The organism is uncultured Serinicoccus sp., from assembly GCF_947487915.1.
Classification (GTDB): domain Bacteria; phylum Actinomycetota; class Actinomycetes; order Actinomycetales; family Dermatophilaceae; genus Ornithinicoccus.
Map to the genome: position 1 here is coordinate 150,472 of NZ_CANKYH010000007.1, position 15,918 is coordinate 166,389.

Sequence of the window (15,918 nt, forward strand, 5' to 3'; positions counted from 1 at the left end):
AGGTCGGGCCGTCGGCCCGACGAGATGGCGACGGGAGGACCCGCCGACCCGCGCTGCCTCCCTTCCGGACTTTCACCGTCGGTCCTGGAGTTTCACCAGGTCAACCGGCCGCTGGCTGCGGTCGGGTCGCGGACTGTCACCGCCGGCTCGGAGTTGCACCGACCCCGGAGCGCGTATGTCGTTCGCCACCAGTGTAGACCCGCGTCCGGACCACCCCCACCGAGCGCCGCACATGGTTGCCAGCGCCCCCACCGAGCGCCGCGAATGGTTGCCAGCGCCCCCGCCGAGCGCCGCGCATGGTTGCCAGCGCCCCCACCGAGCGCCGCGAATGGTTGCCACCACCCCCACCGAGCGCCGCGCCCTCGGCCCCCGCGGAATGCGGGAGGGGCGGCATACCGTTGAGCGCACGATGAACGGCCCCCTGATCGTCCAGTCCGACAAGACCCTCCTCCTCGAGGTCGACCACGACCGTGCCGAGGCGGCGCGGCGCGACATCGCGCCCTTCGCCGAGCTCGAGCGCGCGCCGGAGCACGTCCACACCTACCGGGTGACGCCGCTCGGCCTGTGGAACGCGCGCGCCGCAGGGCACGACGCCGAGCAGGTCGTGCACGCCCTCCTCGAGCACAGCCGCTACCCCGTCCCCCAGTCGCTGCTGGTGGACGTCGCCGAGACGATGGCGCGGTACGGCCGGCTCACGCTCACCAAGGAGGTCGTCGGCGCCGAGGACGAGCCGGTCCTGCTGCTGCGCACGACCGACCGGGCCGTGCTCGCGGAGGTGCTGCGGCACAAGAAGATCCAGCCGCTCGTCGGCGACCGCGTCGACGACGACACGGTGCGGGTGCACGCCTCCGAGCGCGGCCACCTCAAGCAGGAGCTCCTCAAGGTGGGCTGGCCCGCCGAGGACCTGGCGGGCTACGTCGACGGCGAGGCGCACCCGATCGGCCTCGACGAGGCCGACTGGTCGCTGCGGCCCTACCAGCAGCAGGCCGTCGACGGCTTCTGGGACGGCGGTTCCGGTGTCGTCGTGCTGCCCTGCGGGGCGGGCAAGACGCTGGTGGGCGCCGGGGCCATGGCCCGCTCGTCGACGACCACGCTCATCCTCGTCACCAACACCGTCAGTGCCCGGCAGTGGCGCGAGGAGCTGCTGCGCCGCACGACGCTCACCGAGGACGAGATCGGCGAGTACTCCGGGTCCCGCAAGGAGATCCGGCCGGTGACGATCGCGACCTACCAGGTGCTGACCCTGAAGCGGAAGGGCGTCTACCCCCACCTGGACCTGCTGGACGCGCGCGACTGGGGCCTCATCCTCTACGACGAGGTGCACCTCCTCCCGGCGCCGATCTTCCGGATGACCGCCGACCTGCAGGCCCGCCGCCGGCTCGGGCTGACCGCCACGCTGGTGCGCGAGGACGGCCGCGAGTCCGACGTGTTCTCGCTCATCGGGCCCAAGCGCTTCGACGCCCCCTGGAAGGACATCGAGGCGCAGGGCTACATCGCTCCTGCCGACTGCGTCGAGGTCCGGGTGAGCCTGTCCGACTCCATGCGGATGGCGTATGCCGTCGCCGAGCCGGACGCGCGGTACCGGTTCGCCGCGTGCGCCCCCGCCAAGGACGCGGTGGTCGAGCAGCTGGTCGGCAGGCACGAGGGACAGCCGACGCTGGTCATCGGGCAGTACCTCGACCAGCTCGAGCAGCTCGCCGGCCGCCTCGACGCGCCGCTCATCACGGGGGAGACGACCGTGGCGCAGCGGCAGGAGCTGTTCCGGCAGTTCCGCGAGGGCGAGATCAGCCTGCTCGTCGTGAGCAAGGTCGCCAACTTCTCCATCGACCTGCCCGAGGCGAGCGTGGCGATCCAGGTGTCGGGCACCTTCGGGTCCCGCCAGGAGGAGGCCCAGCGGCTGGGTCGTGTTCTGCGGCCCAAGGGCGACGGCCGGACGGCGCACTTCTACACCCTGGTCGCCCGCGACACGGTCGACGCCGAGTTCGCCGCGCACCGGCAGCGCTTCCTCGCCGAGCAGGGCTACGCCTACCGCATCGTCGACGCCGACGACCTCGACACCGCCACCCCCGACCCCGCCTGACCCGGCCCCACATGACCCACGCGTCCGGCGCGAAGGGCGCGCAGGGGATTCCCAGGAAAGTTCCAGGCTGCGCGCGCACCATGGGGGTATGACCGCGAGCCAGACCGAGCCGGAGGCCACGCTCCTCGTCGTCGAGGACGAGACCAACATCCGCGAGCTGCTCACGACGAGCCTGCGGTTCGCCGGCTTCTCCGTGCACGCCGCCCCGGACGGGCGCAGCGCGCTCCAGCTCTCCGGCGAGCACGACTTCGACCTGGCCGTGATGGACATCATGCTCCCCGACATGGACGGCTTCACCGTCACCCGCACGCTGCGCGAGCGCGGGCTGGACCTGCCCATCGTCTTCCTCACCGCCAAGGACTCCCTCGACGACAAGATCAAGGGCCTGACCGTGGGAGGCGACGACTACGTCACCAAGCCGTTCAGCCTGGAGGAGGTCGTGGCCCGCATCCGGGCCGTGCTGCGCCGTACCCGGGTGGCCGACGAGGGGGACGACCACGCGCTGCGGGTGGCCGACCTCGAGCTCGACGAGGACAGCCACGAGGTGCGCCGGGCCGGCAAGGTCATCGAGGTCTCCCCCACCGAGTTCAAGCTGCTGCGCTACCTCATGCTCAACCCGGGACGGGTGCTCTCCAAGAGCCAGATCCTGGACCACGTGTGGGACTACGACTTCCGCGGCGAGATGAACATCGTCGAGTCCTACATCTCCTACCTGAGGCGCAAGATCGACGTCGTCGGCGAGCCCCTCATCCACACCAAGCGCGGCGTGGGCTACGTGCTGCGCGAGCCGCGCTGAGGCGGCATACCCCTCTCGTGCTGCAGCACCTGCGCCGCGCCGCCTACACCAAGCTCCACGGACTCTCCCTCACCCGACGCCTGGTGACGGTGCTCGTCCTGCTCGTCCTCGCCGCCTACCTCCTGACGACGTCGGTGACCATCACCATGCTGCGCGGCTACCTCGTCGACCGGGTGGACGCCGACCTGGAGACCTACATCACGCCGCTCGCCGAGCGGGTGTCGGCGCAGCTGCTCGAGGACGCCACGGGCCGGCAGGACACCAGCGCCGAGCTGTGGCTGCCGCCCAACTCCTACTACATCCTGCTCACGCCCCTGGACGACGCGGCCCCGCCGGTCTCGCTCGCCTCCCGCGGCATGGACGACACGCCGGACCTCTCCCGGGTGGCCATCGACGACGGTCGCCTCGGCGAGCCCTTCACCGTCGGCAGCGACCAGGGCGCGGGCACCTGGCGGGTGCTCGCCCTGCCGCTGGAGAACGAGCAGGGACTGGTGTCCGGGACGATCGCGGTCGCCCTCCCCCTGGACGAGGTCGACAGCACGACCCGGCAGCTCGCCTTCCTCACCATCGTCATCGGCCTCACCACGATGGTGGTCGTCGGGGTGCTCGGCTGGTTCGCGGTGCGCCGCGCCTTCCGTCCGCTGACCCGCATCGAGGACACCGCCGCCGCCATCGCGGGTGGCGACCTCGCCCGGCGCATCCCGCCGCACGGCGCCCGGGACGAGGTCGGCTCGCTGTCGGACTCGCTCAACCGCATGCTCGCCCGCATCGAGCACTCCTTCGGCGTCCGCGAGGCGTCCGAGCAGCGGATGCGCGACTTCGTCGCCGACGCCTCGCACGAGCTGCGCACACCGCTCGCCACCGTCAAGGGGTATGCCGAGCTGCACCGCTTCGGGGCGATGTCCGACCCCGAGGACGTCGCCGGGGCGATGCGCCGGATCGAGGACGAGGCCACCCGGATGACCCGGCTGGTGGAGGACCTGCTGACGCTGACCCGCTGGGACTCCCAGCCCCAGATGGCCCCGACCCGGGTGGACCTGACCGTGCTCGCCTCCGACGTCGTGCAGGACGCCCGGGTGCGGGCGCCGGACCGCACCGTGCGGCTCGTGCCCCTGGCCGGCAGCCTGCCGGACGCGCCGCCCGAGGTCGTCGGGGAGGACGGCGCGCTGCGGCAGGTGCTCACCAACCTCGTGGCCAACGCCCTCGCGCACACCCCTGCGGGCACGGCGGTCGAGGTGGCGGTCGGCCGGGTCGACGGCACCGTCGCGGTCGAGGTGCGCGACCACGGCACCGGGCTGGACGAGGACACCGCCGAACGCGTCTTCGAGCGGTTCTACCGCGCCGACAAGTCGCGCAGCCGGGCCTCCGGGGGGACCGGTCTCGGGCTGGCGATCGTCGCCGCCATCGTGGGCCGCCACCAGGGGTCGGTGCGGCACCATCCCACCCCCGGCGGGGGCGCGACCTTCCGGGTCGAGCTGCCCGCGGACCCACGTCCAGCAGATTCCTAGTCGACACCCAGGTGGCGCCGACCTGCGGGTGGTGTCATGGGTGTCATGACCACCCCACAGCACGACCCGCAGGGCCCGTTCGACGGGCAGCGCTCCGACGACGCCACCGCCCCCGTCCCCACCACCGCGCACCAGGGGCCGGTCCACGGGCAGCCCGGCGACGCCACCGCCCCCGTGCCGACCACCCCGCACCAGGGGTATGCCGCACCGCACCAGGGCGCCGCGACGCCCACCTGGCAGCAGCCCACACCGACGCCGCCCCGTCAGCGTCGCCGCTACGGTGACATCGCGGTGGCGAGCGTCCTCGCGGCCCTGCTCGCCTCCGGCGGCACCTTCGCCGCCGTCGAGCTGGCCGGCGACTCCCCCAGGGCGGCGCAGAGCAGCGCGTCGGGTGACGGCGCGGCCAGCGGGGCCGCCCGCGGCACGACGGTCTCCCTCTCCGGCGAGCAGGACTGGGCCTCGGTCGCCGAGGCCGTCACCCCCAGCACGGTGTCCATCGCGGTGGCCGGCGCGGCCGGCGAGGGCTCCGGGTCGGGTGTCGTGTGGGACACCGAGGGGCACATCGTCACCAACTCCCACGTCGTCGCCGGCGCGCAGCAGGTGCAGGTGACGCTGCCCGGCGGCCGGTCCTACCCCGCCGAGGTCATCGGCAGCGACCCCTCCAGCGACCTCGCGACCCTCCAGCTCGACACCGTGCCGGACGACCTGCAGCCCATCGCGCTCGGCGACGACGGCGCCCTCGGGGTCGGCGACCCGGTCATGGCCGTCGGCAACCCGCTGGGGCTCTCGGGGACGGTCACGACCGGCATCGTCAGCGCCCTGGACCGCCCGGTGACCACGCAGGGCTCCTCCTCCGACCCTGCCGACCCCGGCGCCGCCGTGGTCACGAACGCCATCCAGACCTCCGCCGCGATCAACCCCGGCAACTCCGGCGGCGCCCTGGTCAACGCGGCCGGTGAGCTGGTGGGCATCAACTCCTCCATCGCCGCGCTGCCGTCCGGTGGTGGCGGGCAGAGCGGCTCGATCGGCATCGGCTTCGCCATCCCCTCCGGCAAGGTGCAGCTCATCGTCGAGCAGCTCATCGACTCGGGCACGGCGACCCACGCCTTCCTCGGCGTCGGTCTCGACAACGCCCAGGCCGAGGTGGACGGCGCCACCCTCACCGGCGCCGCGGTCACCCAGGTGGAGCCGGGCTCACCCGCCGAGGGCGCCGGTATGCGGTCCGGTGACCTCATCGTGGGCATCGACGACGAGCCGGTCACGAGCGCGACCGCCCTGGTGGGCCAGGTCCGCGAGCGCGGCGCCGGCGACGAGGCGCGGGTGGCCTACATCCGCGACGGCGAGGAGGCCGAGGTGACGGTGACCCTGGCCTCCCGGCCGGACGAGCAGGGCTGAGCCACCGGCATACCGGCGCGGGCCCCTCAGCGGGCCCGCGCCACCCGGCCTCACCGGGCCGTCCGTCGTCCGCCAGGTCAAGCCCTGATCGCGCGCCGGGCCGTCCGTCGGCCGCAAGGTCAACCCTCGTCCGGAACGTCATCTGACAGCCCCCTCGACGAGGCTGATGGTTGACTGGCCGGCCGAGGGTTGACCGTGAGGCCGACAGTGGAGGCCCTCTGGCGGTGGAAGCCTCGCCGCGGGCGGGTCGCCGCGCACCGACCGCGCGCGGTCCGGCCCGTCAGCGGGCCCGCGCCACCCGCCCCTCGTCCCAGACCGGCCCGTCGGTCTCGCGCACGCGCCCGTCGGCGGCGAGGACGAGGTAGCGGTCGAAGGACGCGGCGAACCACCGGTCGTGGGTGACCGCGAGCACCGTCCCCTCGAAGGCGTCCAGCCCCTCCTGCAGCGCCTCGGCGGAGTGCAGGTCGAGGTTGTCGGTGGGCTCGTCCAGCAGCAGCAGGGTCGCCCCGGACAGCTCCAGCAGCAGGATCTGCAGCCGCGCCTGCTGGCCCCCGGAGAGCGACTCGAAGCGCTGCTCCCCGGCCCGCGCGAGCTCGTAGCGGTCGAGCGCGCGCGCGGCCTCCTCACGCGGCATACCCCGTCGGTGCTCGTCCCCGCGGTGCAGGATCTCCAGCAGGGTGCGCCCGCGCAGGGCCGGGTGGTCGTGCGTCTGGGCGAACCAGCCCGGGCGCACCCGCGCGCCGAGGCGCGCCACCCCGGTATGCCGGACCGGCGCCGGGACGACGTCGCCCACCGGGCGCTGACCCGGCTCGGGGTCGCTGCCGCCGGCCGCGAGCAGCCGCAGCAGGTGCGACTTGCCCGACCCGTTGGAGCCGAGGACGGCCACCCGGTCGCCGTACCAGACCTCGAGGTCGAAGGGCCGCATGAGCCCGGTCAGCTCCAGGGCCTCGCAGACGACAGCGCGCTTGGCGGTCCGCCCGCCGCGCAACCGCATCCGGACCCGCTGCTCCTGGCTCACCTCCTCCGGCGGCCCCGCCTCCTCGAAGCGGCGCAGCCGGGTTTGTGCCGCCTGGTACTGGCTGGCCATGTCGGCGTTGTAGGCGGCCTTCGCCTTGTAGCGCAGCATGAGCGCGCGCAGCGTGGCGTGCTCCTCGTCCCACCGTCGCCGGGCCTCCTCCAGCCGCACGTTGCGCTCGGCGCGCGCCTCGTGCCAGGTGGCGAAGCTGCCCGGGTGCACCCACAGCGTGCTCCCGGCGGCCCCGGGCTCGAGCGTGGCCACCCGGGTCGCGGCCCGGGCCAGCAGCTCCCGGTCGTGGCTGACGAGCAGGACGGTCTTGGCGCTGGCCCGCAGCTGCTCCTCCAGCCAGCGCTTGCCGGGGACGTCGAGGTAGTTGTCCGGCTCGTCCAGGAGCAGCACCTCCTCGGGTCCCCGCAGCAGCGCCTCCAGCGCCAGCCGCTTCTGCTCCCCGCCGGACAGGGTGTCGGTCCCCCGCCACTGCGCCTGCTCGAAGGGTATGCCGAGGGCCGCGACCGTGCAGACGTCCCAGAGCGTCTCCTGCTCGTAGCCGCCGACGTCGGCCCAGTCGGCCAGCGCCTGGGCGTAGGCGAGCTGGGCCGGCTCGTCGTCGACGGTCATGATCGCCAGCTCGGCGGCGTCCAGCGCCCGGGCGGCCGCCCGGATCCGCGCAGGGGCCACCGAGACGAGCAGGTCACGCACCGTCGGAGGCTCGTCGCCCGCGCCCACCTGACGGCCCATCGTGCCGATGAGCTGCGGCATGACTCCGAGCCCGCCGCTGCGGGAGATCGAGCCCTCGTGCGGGCGCAGCTCGTCGGCGACGATCCGCAGCAGCGTGGTCTTGCCGCTGCCGTTCGGGCCGACGAGGGCGACCCGTGCGCCGTCGCCCACGCGCAGACCGATGTCGCGCAGCAGCGGGCGGCCGTCGGGCAGGGTGTAGCCGACGGCGGCGACGTCGACGTGTCCCATGGGTCCATCCTGCCCGCCGGCGGCCCGTCGGACCCACCCCTTTTCCGGCCCGGCCCGGTCCGGCCCGGTCCGGCGACGCCCGGCCTCCCCGGCGGCATTGATACCTTGACCCGAGCATGCGCGCGGCCCGTGGCCCGCCCCCGACGTCAAGGAGTCACCCGTGAAGATCGCTGTCCTCGGCGGTGACGGCTTCTGCGGCTGGCCCGCGGCGCTGCACCTGTCCGACCTCGGCCACGACGTGGTCATCGTCGACAACCTCGTCCGCCGGCGCATCGACGAGGAGCTCGGGGCCTCCTCGCTCACCCCCATCGCCAGCCCGCAGGAGCGGCTGGCCGCCTGGGAGCAGGTCGGCGGACGGCCCATGGAGCTCGTCGAGCTCGACCTCGCGCAGGACTACGACGGCCTGGTCGCCCTCCTCGCCGAGCGGCGCCCGGACGCGGTCGTGCACTTCGCCGAGCAGCGCTCGGCCCCCTACTCGATGAAGTCGGCGAAGCACAAGCGCTTCACCGTCGACAACAACACCAACGCTACCCACAACCTGCTCTGCGCCATGGTCGAGACGGGCCTGGACGCGCACCTGGTGCACCTGGGGACCATGGGCGTCTACGGCTACGGCACGGCAGGTATGGCGATCCCCGAGGGCTACCTCGACGTCGAGATCGCCGCCGAGGACGGGACGCGGGTGGGGCAGGAGATCCTCTACCCCACCAACCCGGGCTCGATCTACCACATGACGAAGTGCCTGGACCAGCAGCTCTTCGCCTACTACGCGAAGAACGACGCGCTGCGCATCACCGACCTGCACCAGGGCATCATCTGGGGCACCCACACCGAGCAGACGATGCGCGACGAGCGCCTCGTCAACCGCTTCGACTACGACGGCGACTACGGCACGGTGCTCAACCGCTTCCTCATGCAGGCCGCCGTCGGCTACCCGCTCACCGTGCACGGCACGGGCGGCCAGACCCGGGCCTTCATCCACATCCGCGACATGGTGCGGTGCGTGCAGATCGCCCTGGACAACCCTCCCGCCGCGGGCGACCGCGTCAAGATCTTCAACCAGATGACCGAGACCCACCGGGTGCGCGACCTGGCCGAGCTGGTCGCGCGGATCAGCGACGCCGAGGTCGAGCTCGTCCCCAACCCCCGCCACGAGGCGGCCGAGAACGAGCTGCACGTGCACAACGAGACCTTCCTCGACCTCGGCCTGCAACCGACGTTGCTCGAGGAGGGCCTGCTCATGGAGGTCGAGGACGTCGCCCGGCGCTACGCCGACCGCGCGGACCTCGACAAGATCCCCTGCACCTCGGTGTGGACCTCTCGGCAGCAGGCCGGCGTGCCGGCCTCCCGCGGCGCCGCCGTGGAACGCACGGCCTGAGCCCGGCGACGGCATACCGGATGCGCATCGCCCTCTTCACCGAGGTCTTCCTGCCCAAGGTCGACGGGGTCGTCACCCGCGTCACCCGCACCCTCGACCAGCTCGCCGACCTCGGGCACGAGGCGCTCGTCTTCGCACCGGGCGAGCCGCCGAGCCGCTACGGCCCGCACCGGGTCGTCAAGGTCCGGTCGGTGTCCTTCCAGCCGTGGTACCCCGAGATCATGGTGGGCCTGCCCACCGCCCGGATCGCCCGGGGGATGCAGGCCTTCCACCCCGACATCGTGCACGCCGTCAACCCCGTGTGGCTCGCGGCCTACGGCGTCATCTCGGCGCGACGGCGCAACCTGCCGCTGCTCGCCAGCTTCCACACCGACGTGCCGTCCTACACGACGCGGCTCGGCAACGGGCTGCACCTGCTGCGCGCCCCGAGCCAGGCGTGGATCACCGGCATGCACAACCTGGCCGAGGTCAACCTGTGCACGTCCGCGCAGATGGTGCAGCGGGCGCGCGAGGTGGGGATCCGGGAGGTCGACCTGTGGCCGAAGGCGGTCGACACCGAGGGCTACCACCCCTCGCGACGCAGCCGGCAGATGCGCGAGCGGCTCACCGGGGGGCACCCGGAGGCGCCGCTCGTCCTCTACGTCGGGCGGCTCTCCCGGGAGAAGGACCTCGACCAGCTGCTCGAGCCGATCCGGGAGCTGGCCGGTGAGGGGGTGCGGCTGGCGTTCGTCGGGTCGGGCCCGGCGCGCAAGGAGCTCGAGGCGATGTTTGCCGGCACCCCGACCGTCTTCACCGGCTACCTCGCCGGCGAGGAGCTGGCCACGGCCTACGCCAGCGCCGACGCCTTCGCCTTCCCGTCCACCACCGAGACGCTCGGGCTGGTCGCGCTGGAGTCCATGGCCAGCGGGGTGCCGGTCGTCGGCGCGCGGGCCGGCGGCATCCCCTTCGTCATCGACGACGGCGTCACCGGCTTCCTCGTCGAGCCGGGCGACACGGCGGGGTATGCCGACCGCCTGCGCCGACTCCTGCTCGAGCCGGGGCTCAAGGACCGCATGGGCGCGGCCGCCCGCGCGGATGCGCAGACCCACTCCTGGCGCGCCTCGACCGAGTCGTTGGTCAGCTCCTACGAGCTCGCGATCGAGCGGCACGTCGGCCGCCGCCCGGTGCCCAAGCCCCTGCGGGCTCGCACGCACCGCGACCTGCCCCCGCCCGGGTAGCGGCTCCCCACGCCCCACCGAGCGCCGCGCATGGTTGCCCCACGCTCCACCGAGCGCCGCGCATGGTTGCCCCACCCACCATAGAGCGCCGCAAATGGTTGCCCCACGCCCCACCGAGCGCCGCGAATGGTTGCCGTCGTGGCCGCCGCTGCGATGGGTCGACCGGTGCTAGCGTGCCGCCCATGGTGATCGAGGGCGAGACCAGGACCGCGAGCGAGCGCTCGACGTGGCGGAGCCGCTGGGGGGCGGTGGGGCCGGGGCTGCTCGCCGCGTCGGCGGCCATCGGGGCCTCCCACCTCATCTCCTCCACCCAGGCGGGGGCGCTCTTCGGCTGGCAGCTGGTGTGGCTCATCGTCCTCGCCAACGTGCTGAAGTACCCCTTCTTCCGCTTCGGCCCGCAGTATGCCGCCGAGACCGGCCGCAGCCTGGTCGAGGGCTACGCGCGGCGCGGGAGGGCATACCTCTGGGTGTTCTTCGTGCTCGCCGCCGTGTCGTCGGTCATCTCGACTGCGGGCGTGGCGCTGCTGTGCACGGTGATCCTGGCCTACCTGCTGCCGGCGTCGTGGGGCCTCGGCGTCCCCGTGCTCGCGGCGGGGCTGCTCGCGGTGACGTGGGTGCTGCTCGTCGGCGGCCACTACAAGGCCCTGGACGGCGTCACCAAGGTCATCATGGTGCTGCTCGCCCTGTCCACCGTCGTGGCCGTGGTCATGGCCGCCTCCCAGGGGCCGGTGCGCCAGCCGGCCTTCGAGGACCCCTCGCCGTGGACGCTCGCGACGCTGCCGTTCCTCGTCGCGGTCATCGGCTGGATGCCCGCCCCGATCGAGATCAGCGCCCTGAACTCGCTGTGGGTCAAGGCCAAGGGTGCCGACCGCCGGCTCGCCGTGCGCGACGTCCTCTTCGACTTCAACCTCGGCTACGTCGTGTCCACGGTGCTCGCCGTCTTCTTCATCGGCCTGGGCGTCTTCGTGCAGTACGGCAGCGGCCAGGAGATGGAGATGGCCGGCGGCGCCTACATCCCCCAGCTCATGAGCATGTACGGCGCGGCGATCGGGCAGTGGGCGGTGCCGCTCATGGCGCTCATCGCCTTCGCCTGCATGTTCGGCACCGTCATCTCCGTCGTCGACGGCTATGGCCGGGCGGCCGCCGAGTCGCTGCGGCTCATCCGCGGCCAGGAGTCGATGAGCCGCCGCTCCAAGGACCTGTGGATCACCGGCATCTCGGTCGTCGCGCTGGCGATCGTGGTGTGGATGAGCGCCTCGCTCGCCGACATGCTGCGCTTCGCGATGGTCAGCGCCTTCCTCACCGCGCCGGTCTTCGCGTGGCTGAACTTCTCGATCATCCGCGGCGAGCGCCAGCTCTCGACGAGCATGCGGATCCTGTCCTACGCGGGCCTGGTCTTCCTCGTCGGCTTCACCCTGCTCTTCCTCGCCTCGCAGACCGGGCTGCTGGGCTGACTGTGGAGATCCCCTCGGCAGCCTGATGGTGATGGGCGGTGGCTGGTGGCCGCCCACGGGACCCTTGGCCTGACTGTCTTCCTGCCTTCGGCGTGACTGGTGCGCTCGCAGTCCTCGGCCCCGTGCAGGTCGGAGCAGCTGGCCCGATCAGGAGCGTGACCGCCCCCTCCGGCCCGGAGGGGTGCGACTGCACCGGGTATGTCGTGGAAACGCCCGAGCGGGCGACGTATCCGCTGCAGTCGCGCACTACCGGGACGCGGGACCGGGCCGCACCGGACGTCGCGACGAACGAGACGAGCGTGGCTGCACCGGGGCACCGCGCTCGGTGGCCCCCCTCCCCACCTGGGGCTCAGCCGTCGGAGAGGTGGGCGTTGACCCGGTCGACCTTCTCGGTGAGCTGGCCGGCATACCCCGGGCGCAGGTCGGCCTTGACCACGAGCGAGACCCGCGGGGAGTGCTGCGCCACCGCGTCGCAGGCCGCCTTGATGACCGGCATGACCTCGTCCCACTCCCCCTCGATGGTCGTGAACATCGAGGTCAGCTCGTAGGGCAGGCCGGAGTCGCGGACCACCCGGATGGCGTCGGCGACGGCCGCGCTGACCGAGCCGGACTCGTCGGCGGACTGCGTGGGGGCAACGGAGAAGGCGAAGAGCATGCCACCACGCTAGCCCTCGGGCGGTATGCCGGCTTGACCGGCAACCATTCGCGACGCCAGGTGGGGGTCAGGGCAACCATTCGCGACGCCCGGTCGGGGTGAGGGCAACCATTCGCGACGCCCGGTGGGAGTCAGGGCAACCATTCGCGACGCCCGGTGGGAGTATCGTGTCCTCCCCCCTCCTCACCACCCTCCCGCGAGGTATGCCGCGATGCCCGCTCCCGTCCCACGCACCCCGACCTCCTCCACCCCGACCGACCCGCGCGCCGAGCTCGCCGCCGAGCAGGCGCACCTCGCGCGCGCCCGGACCGAGCTGGCGCGGATGCGCGAGCACACGCTGTCGCTGACCGCCGACGGCGGCGACGCCATCGCCGGCGAGGCGCTCGCCCAGACCCTGTGGCTGCGGGCCAAGGCCCTCCAGGACGACCCGGGGACGACGCTGTTCTTCGGCCGCATCGACCGCGAGGCCGCGCCCGGCGACGGCATGGAGGAGCGGCTCTACATCGGGCGCCGCCACGTCTCCGACGGCCACGGCGACCCCGTCGTCATCGACTGGCGGGCGGGGGTGTCGACGCCGTTCTACCGCGCGGGCACCCACGACCCGATGGGCCTGCGCCTGCGTCGCCGCTTCGGGGTCGAGGGCGGGCAGATCACCGCCTTCGAGGACGAGCCGTTGGGAGCCGCCGAGGACGGTGGGCCGGCCGACGGCGGGTCGGGCGGCGGTGGGTCGGCCCGCGGTGCCGGCGGCGGTCCGGCCTCCGGCGGGGCGAGCAGCATCCTCGCCCGGGAGATCGAGCGACCCCGGATCGGGCCGATGCGCGACATCGTCGCCACCATCCAGCCCGAGCAGGACGAGATCGTGCGGGCCGACGTGGCCACGACGCTGTGCGTGCAGGGCGCGCCGGGCACCGGCAAGACCGCCGTCGGTCTGCACCGCGCGGCCTGGCTGCTCTACGCCTTCCGCGAGCGGCTGGCCCGCACGGGCGTCCTCGTCGTCGGCCCCAACCGCGCCTTCCTCGAGCACGTCGGCGCGGTCCTGCCCTCGCTCGGCGAGGTCAGCGTCCGGCACACCACGGCCGACGACCTGGTCGTCGGCGGCACGACCGCGCGGGTCCGCGCGACCGACAGCACCGAGGTGGCCCGGCTCAAGGGCGAGGCCCGGATGGCCACGGTCCTGCGGGAGGCGCTCTGGGGCGCGGTGGGCCCCGCCACCGAGGCGCTCGTCGTCCCGCGCGGCTCGCGCCGGTGGCGGGTGCCGGCCTACGAGGTGCAGGACATGATCGAGGAGCTGCGCGGTCGCGGAGTGAGCTACTCCGCCGCGCGGGCGATGCTGCACCAGCGGCTGGCGCACGCGGTCATGGTGGGGATGGAGCGCTCCGGGGACTCCCCCGACGACCGGGTGCAGGACAGCGTGGCCCGGTCGGCGCCGGTGAAGGCCTACGTCAAGGCGGTCTGGCCCGAGGTGAGGCCGGGCGCCGTCCTGGCTCGCGTGCTCTCCACCGGCGCCCACCTGGAGGACGACCAGCAGGCCATGGTGTGGGAGAAGCCGCCGCGGACGGCGGCCGGGGCGCGCTGGAGCGCCGCCGACCTGGTGCTGCTGGACGAGCTGGCCGACCTGCTGGACCGGACCCCGAGCCTCGGGCACGTCGTGCTCGACGAGGCCCAGGACCTGTCTCCCATGCAGCTGCGGGCCGTCGGGCGCCGGGCCTCCACCGGGTCGCTCACCGTCCTGGGGGACCTCGCCCAGGGCACCACGCCATGGTCGACGGCCTCGTGGGAGGAGTCGTTGCGGCACCTGGGCAAGGACCTCTCCGCCCCGACGACCCACCTGGAGGAGCTGGTCCGCGGCTTCCGGGTGCCCTCGGCCGTCATCGACTTCGCCGCCCGGCTGCTCCCGGCCATCGCCCCCGACCTGGCGCCCCCGGAGTCGGTGCGCTCCAACCCCGGGCGGCTGGACGTCATACCCGCCAACGACGCCGTGTCAGGTGCTGCTGCGGCGACGACCGACGCGGGCGCGCACGAGGGGTCGGTCGGCGTCATCGTGCCCGACGCGTGGATGGAGCGGGTCGGGACGGCGCTGCGCGCGGCCGGGGTCCGGTACGAGGTCATGGACGGGACGCACGCCGAGGAGGGCCTGGGCGTGCGGGTCTTCCTCGTGCCAGCCACCGTGGCCAAGGGGCTGGAGTTCGACCAGGTGGTGGTCGTCGAGCCGGCCGCGATCGCCGCCGCCGAGCCCGACGAACGGACCGGCCTGCGCCGGCTCTACGTCGTCCTCACCCGTGCGGTCAGCGGCCTCACCGTGGTGCACGCCGAGCCGCTGCCGCCCCGGCTCGCCGCCACCCCTGAGGCCATCTCCCGCCCCCGGCCGGCCACACCCGCCCAGCACCCGGGAGTCCCGGGCCGGGAGGTCAGTCCGGCGGATCCTCGCCGGGAGGTCAGTCCCGCGGCTCCTCGCCGGTGAGGCTGTCGTGGGCGACGTAGTAGGTCGGTCGGCCGAGCTGCATGGTGTAGGTCCGGCCGACGTACTCCCCCAGGATGCCCAGGCAGAGCAGCTGCAGCCCGCCGACGGCCGTGACGACCATGAAGGTCGAGGTCCACCCGGGGACGGTGAGGCCCACGGCATACCCCACGAGCGCATAGACCAGCAGCACCAGCGCGACGAGCGCGCCGACGAAACCGAGCCAGGTCGCGAGCCGCAGCGGCGCCAGGCTGGCGCCGGTGATCGAGTCGACCGCCAGCCGCAGCATGCGGGACAGCGGGTACTTCGAGGTGCCCGCCGCGCGCTCGCCACGGCGGTAGGTGAGCACGCCCGAGGGGAAGCCGAGCGAGGGCACGACGAGCCGCAGCACCCGGTGGTGCTCCGGCAGCGCGGTGACCGCCGCGACCGTCGCCCGCGACATCAGCCGGAAGTCCCCCGCCTGCGTGGGCCCGTGGTCGGCCCCGAGCCGGCGCATCGTGTCGTAGTAGCCGTGGGCGGTGACCCGCTTGAACCTCGTGTCGCTGCGGCGGTCGTCGCGCACGGCGTAGACGACGTCCAGCGACTCCTCCCGGGCCAGCCGCACCATGTCGGCGATGAGCTCGGGCGGGTCCTGCAGGTCGGCGTCGATGGTGACGACCAGGTCGCCGCGCGCCCGCTCCAGCCCGGCCGAGATCGCGGCCTGGTGGCCGGCGTTGGCGCGCAGCCGGACCACCCGCAGCTGCGGCCAGGTATGCCGGGCCCGCTGCAGCACGACCGGGGTCGCGTCGGTGCTGCCGTCGTCGACGACGAGCACCTCGTAGTCGACCTCCAGGGCGTCGAGCACCGGTCGCAGCCGCTGCACGAACAGCGGCAGCACGTCCTGCTCGTCGAAGACCGGCACGACGACGCTCAGCGCGTTCGCGCCATGCTGTGCAGGGGTCATCGTGCCTCGGGGGTCGCCGGTCGGTCGTCGGCCGATCCTAGCCCGCCTCG

The 15,918-nt window shown here is 73.5% G+C and carries 11 protein-coding genes and 1 riboswitch; of the genes, 8 read left to right on the top strand and 3 right to left on the bottom strand.

Annotated elements, in window-relative coordinates; translation table 11 throughout:
* Positions 1 to 46: 46 nt before the first annotated feature.
* Positions 47 to 177, bottom strand: a riboswitch (FMN riboswitch).
* A 232-nt stretch (positions 178 to 409) separates the two neighbouring features.
* The 4 genes from Q0795_RS10770 to Q0795_RS10785 all read left to right on the top strand — a co-directional run bounded on the left by Q0795_RS10770 (position 410) and on the right by Q0795_RS10785 (position 5,779).
* Complete coding sequence (locus tag Q0795_RS10770) at positions 410 to 2,080, top strand: DNA repair helicase XPB (protein WP_298889546.1); 1,671 nt, start codon at positions 410 to 412, stop codon at positions 2,078 to 2,080.
* Positions 2,081 to 2,168: 88 nt separating this feature from the next.
* Complete coding sequence (locus Q0795_RS10775) at positions 2,169 to 2,876, top strand: response regulator transcription factor (protein ID WP_298889548.1); 708 nt, start codon at positions 2,169 to 2,171, stop codon at positions 2,874 to 2,876.
* Positions 2,877 to 2,893: 17 nt separating this feature from the next.
* Positions 2,894 to 4,384, top strand: coding sequence for a HAMP domain-containing sensor histidine kinase (locus Q0795_RS10780; protein WP_298889550.1), 1,491 nt, complete (start codon positions 2,894 to 2,896; stop codon positions 4,382 to 4,384).
* A 45-nt stretch (positions 4,385 to 4,429) separates the two neighbouring features.
* A complete protein-coding gene (locus tag Q0795_RS10785) occupies positions 4,430 to 5,779 on the top strand; it encodes a trypsin-like peptidase domain-containing protein (protein ID WP_298889551.1) in 1,350 nt (449 codons plus the stop codon).
* A gap of 280 nt (positions 5,780 to 6,059) precedes the next feature.
* On the opposite strand, the gene Q0795_RS10790 is transcribed toward Q0795_RS10785, so the two are convergent.
* Positions 6,060 to 7,763 carry an ATP-binding cassette domain-containing protein gene (locus Q0795_RS10790; protein ID WP_298889552.1) on the bottom strand — a complete coding sequence of 568 codons (1,704 nt, stop codon included), beginning with the start codon at positions 7,761 to 7,763 and terminating at the stop codon, positions 6,060 to 6,062.
* A gap of 160 nt (positions 7,764 to 7,923) precedes the next feature.
* Here Q0795_RS10790 and Q0795_RS10795 point away from each other — a divergent pair, with 160 nt between their 5' ends.
* The 3 genes from Q0795_RS10795 to Q0795_RS10805 all read left to right on the top strand — a co-directional run bounded on the left by Q0795_RS10795 (position 7,924) and on the right by Q0795_RS10805 (position 11,812).
* Positions 7,924 to 9,141, top strand: a complete 1,218-nt coding sequence (locus Q0795_RS10795) for an NAD-dependent epimerase/dehydratase family protein (protein WP_298889554.1) — start codon at positions 7,924 to 7,926, stop codon at positions 9,139 to 9,141.
* 20 nt (positions 9,142 to 9,161) lie between these two features.
* Entirely contained in the window at positions 9,162 to 10,358 is a 1,197-nt protein-coding gene (locus tag Q0795_RS10800) for a glycosyltransferase family 1 protein (RefSeq protein ID WP_298889556.1), read from the top strand.
* 182 nt (positions 10,359 to 10,540) lie between these two features.
* The gene (locus Q0795_RS10805) at positions 10,541 to 11,812 is read left to right on the top strand and encodes an Nramp family divalent metal transporter (protein WP_298889558.1); all 1,272 of its coding nucleotides are present in this window, start codon (positions 10,541 to 10,543) and stop codon (positions 11,810 to 11,812) included.
* 349 nt (positions 11,813 to 12,161) lie between these two features.
* On the opposite strand, the gene Q0795_RS10810 is transcribed toward Q0795_RS10805, so the two are convergent.
* Complete coding sequence (locus Q0795_RS10810; RefSeq protein ID WP_298889560.1) at positions 12,162 to 12,467, bottom strand: MTH1187 family thiamine-binding protein; 306 nt, start codon at positions 12,465 to 12,467, stop codon at positions 12,162 to 12,164.
* Positions 12,468 to 12,678: 211 nt separating this feature from the next.
* Between Q0795_RS10810 and Q0795_RS10815 the strand changes: the two genes are divergently transcribed.
* Positions 12,679 to 14,928, top strand: a complete 2,250-nt coding sequence (locus Q0795_RS10815) for an AAA family ATPase (RefSeq protein WP_298889562.1) — start codon at positions 12,679 to 12,681, stop codon at positions 14,926 to 14,928.
* On the opposite strand, the gene Q0795_RS10820 is transcribed toward Q0795_RS10815, so the two are convergent.
* Positions 14,903 to 15,868 carry a glycosyltransferase family 2 protein gene (locus Q0795_RS10820; RefSeq protein WP_298889564.1) on the bottom strand — a complete coding sequence of 322 codons (966 nt, stop codon included), beginning with the start codon at positions 15,866 to 15,868 and terminating at the stop codon, positions 14,903 to 14,905. The two genes, Q0795_RS10815 and Q0795_RS10820, sit on opposite strands and share 26 nt — an antisense overlap.
* Positions 15,869 to 15,918: the final 50 nt, after the last annotated feature.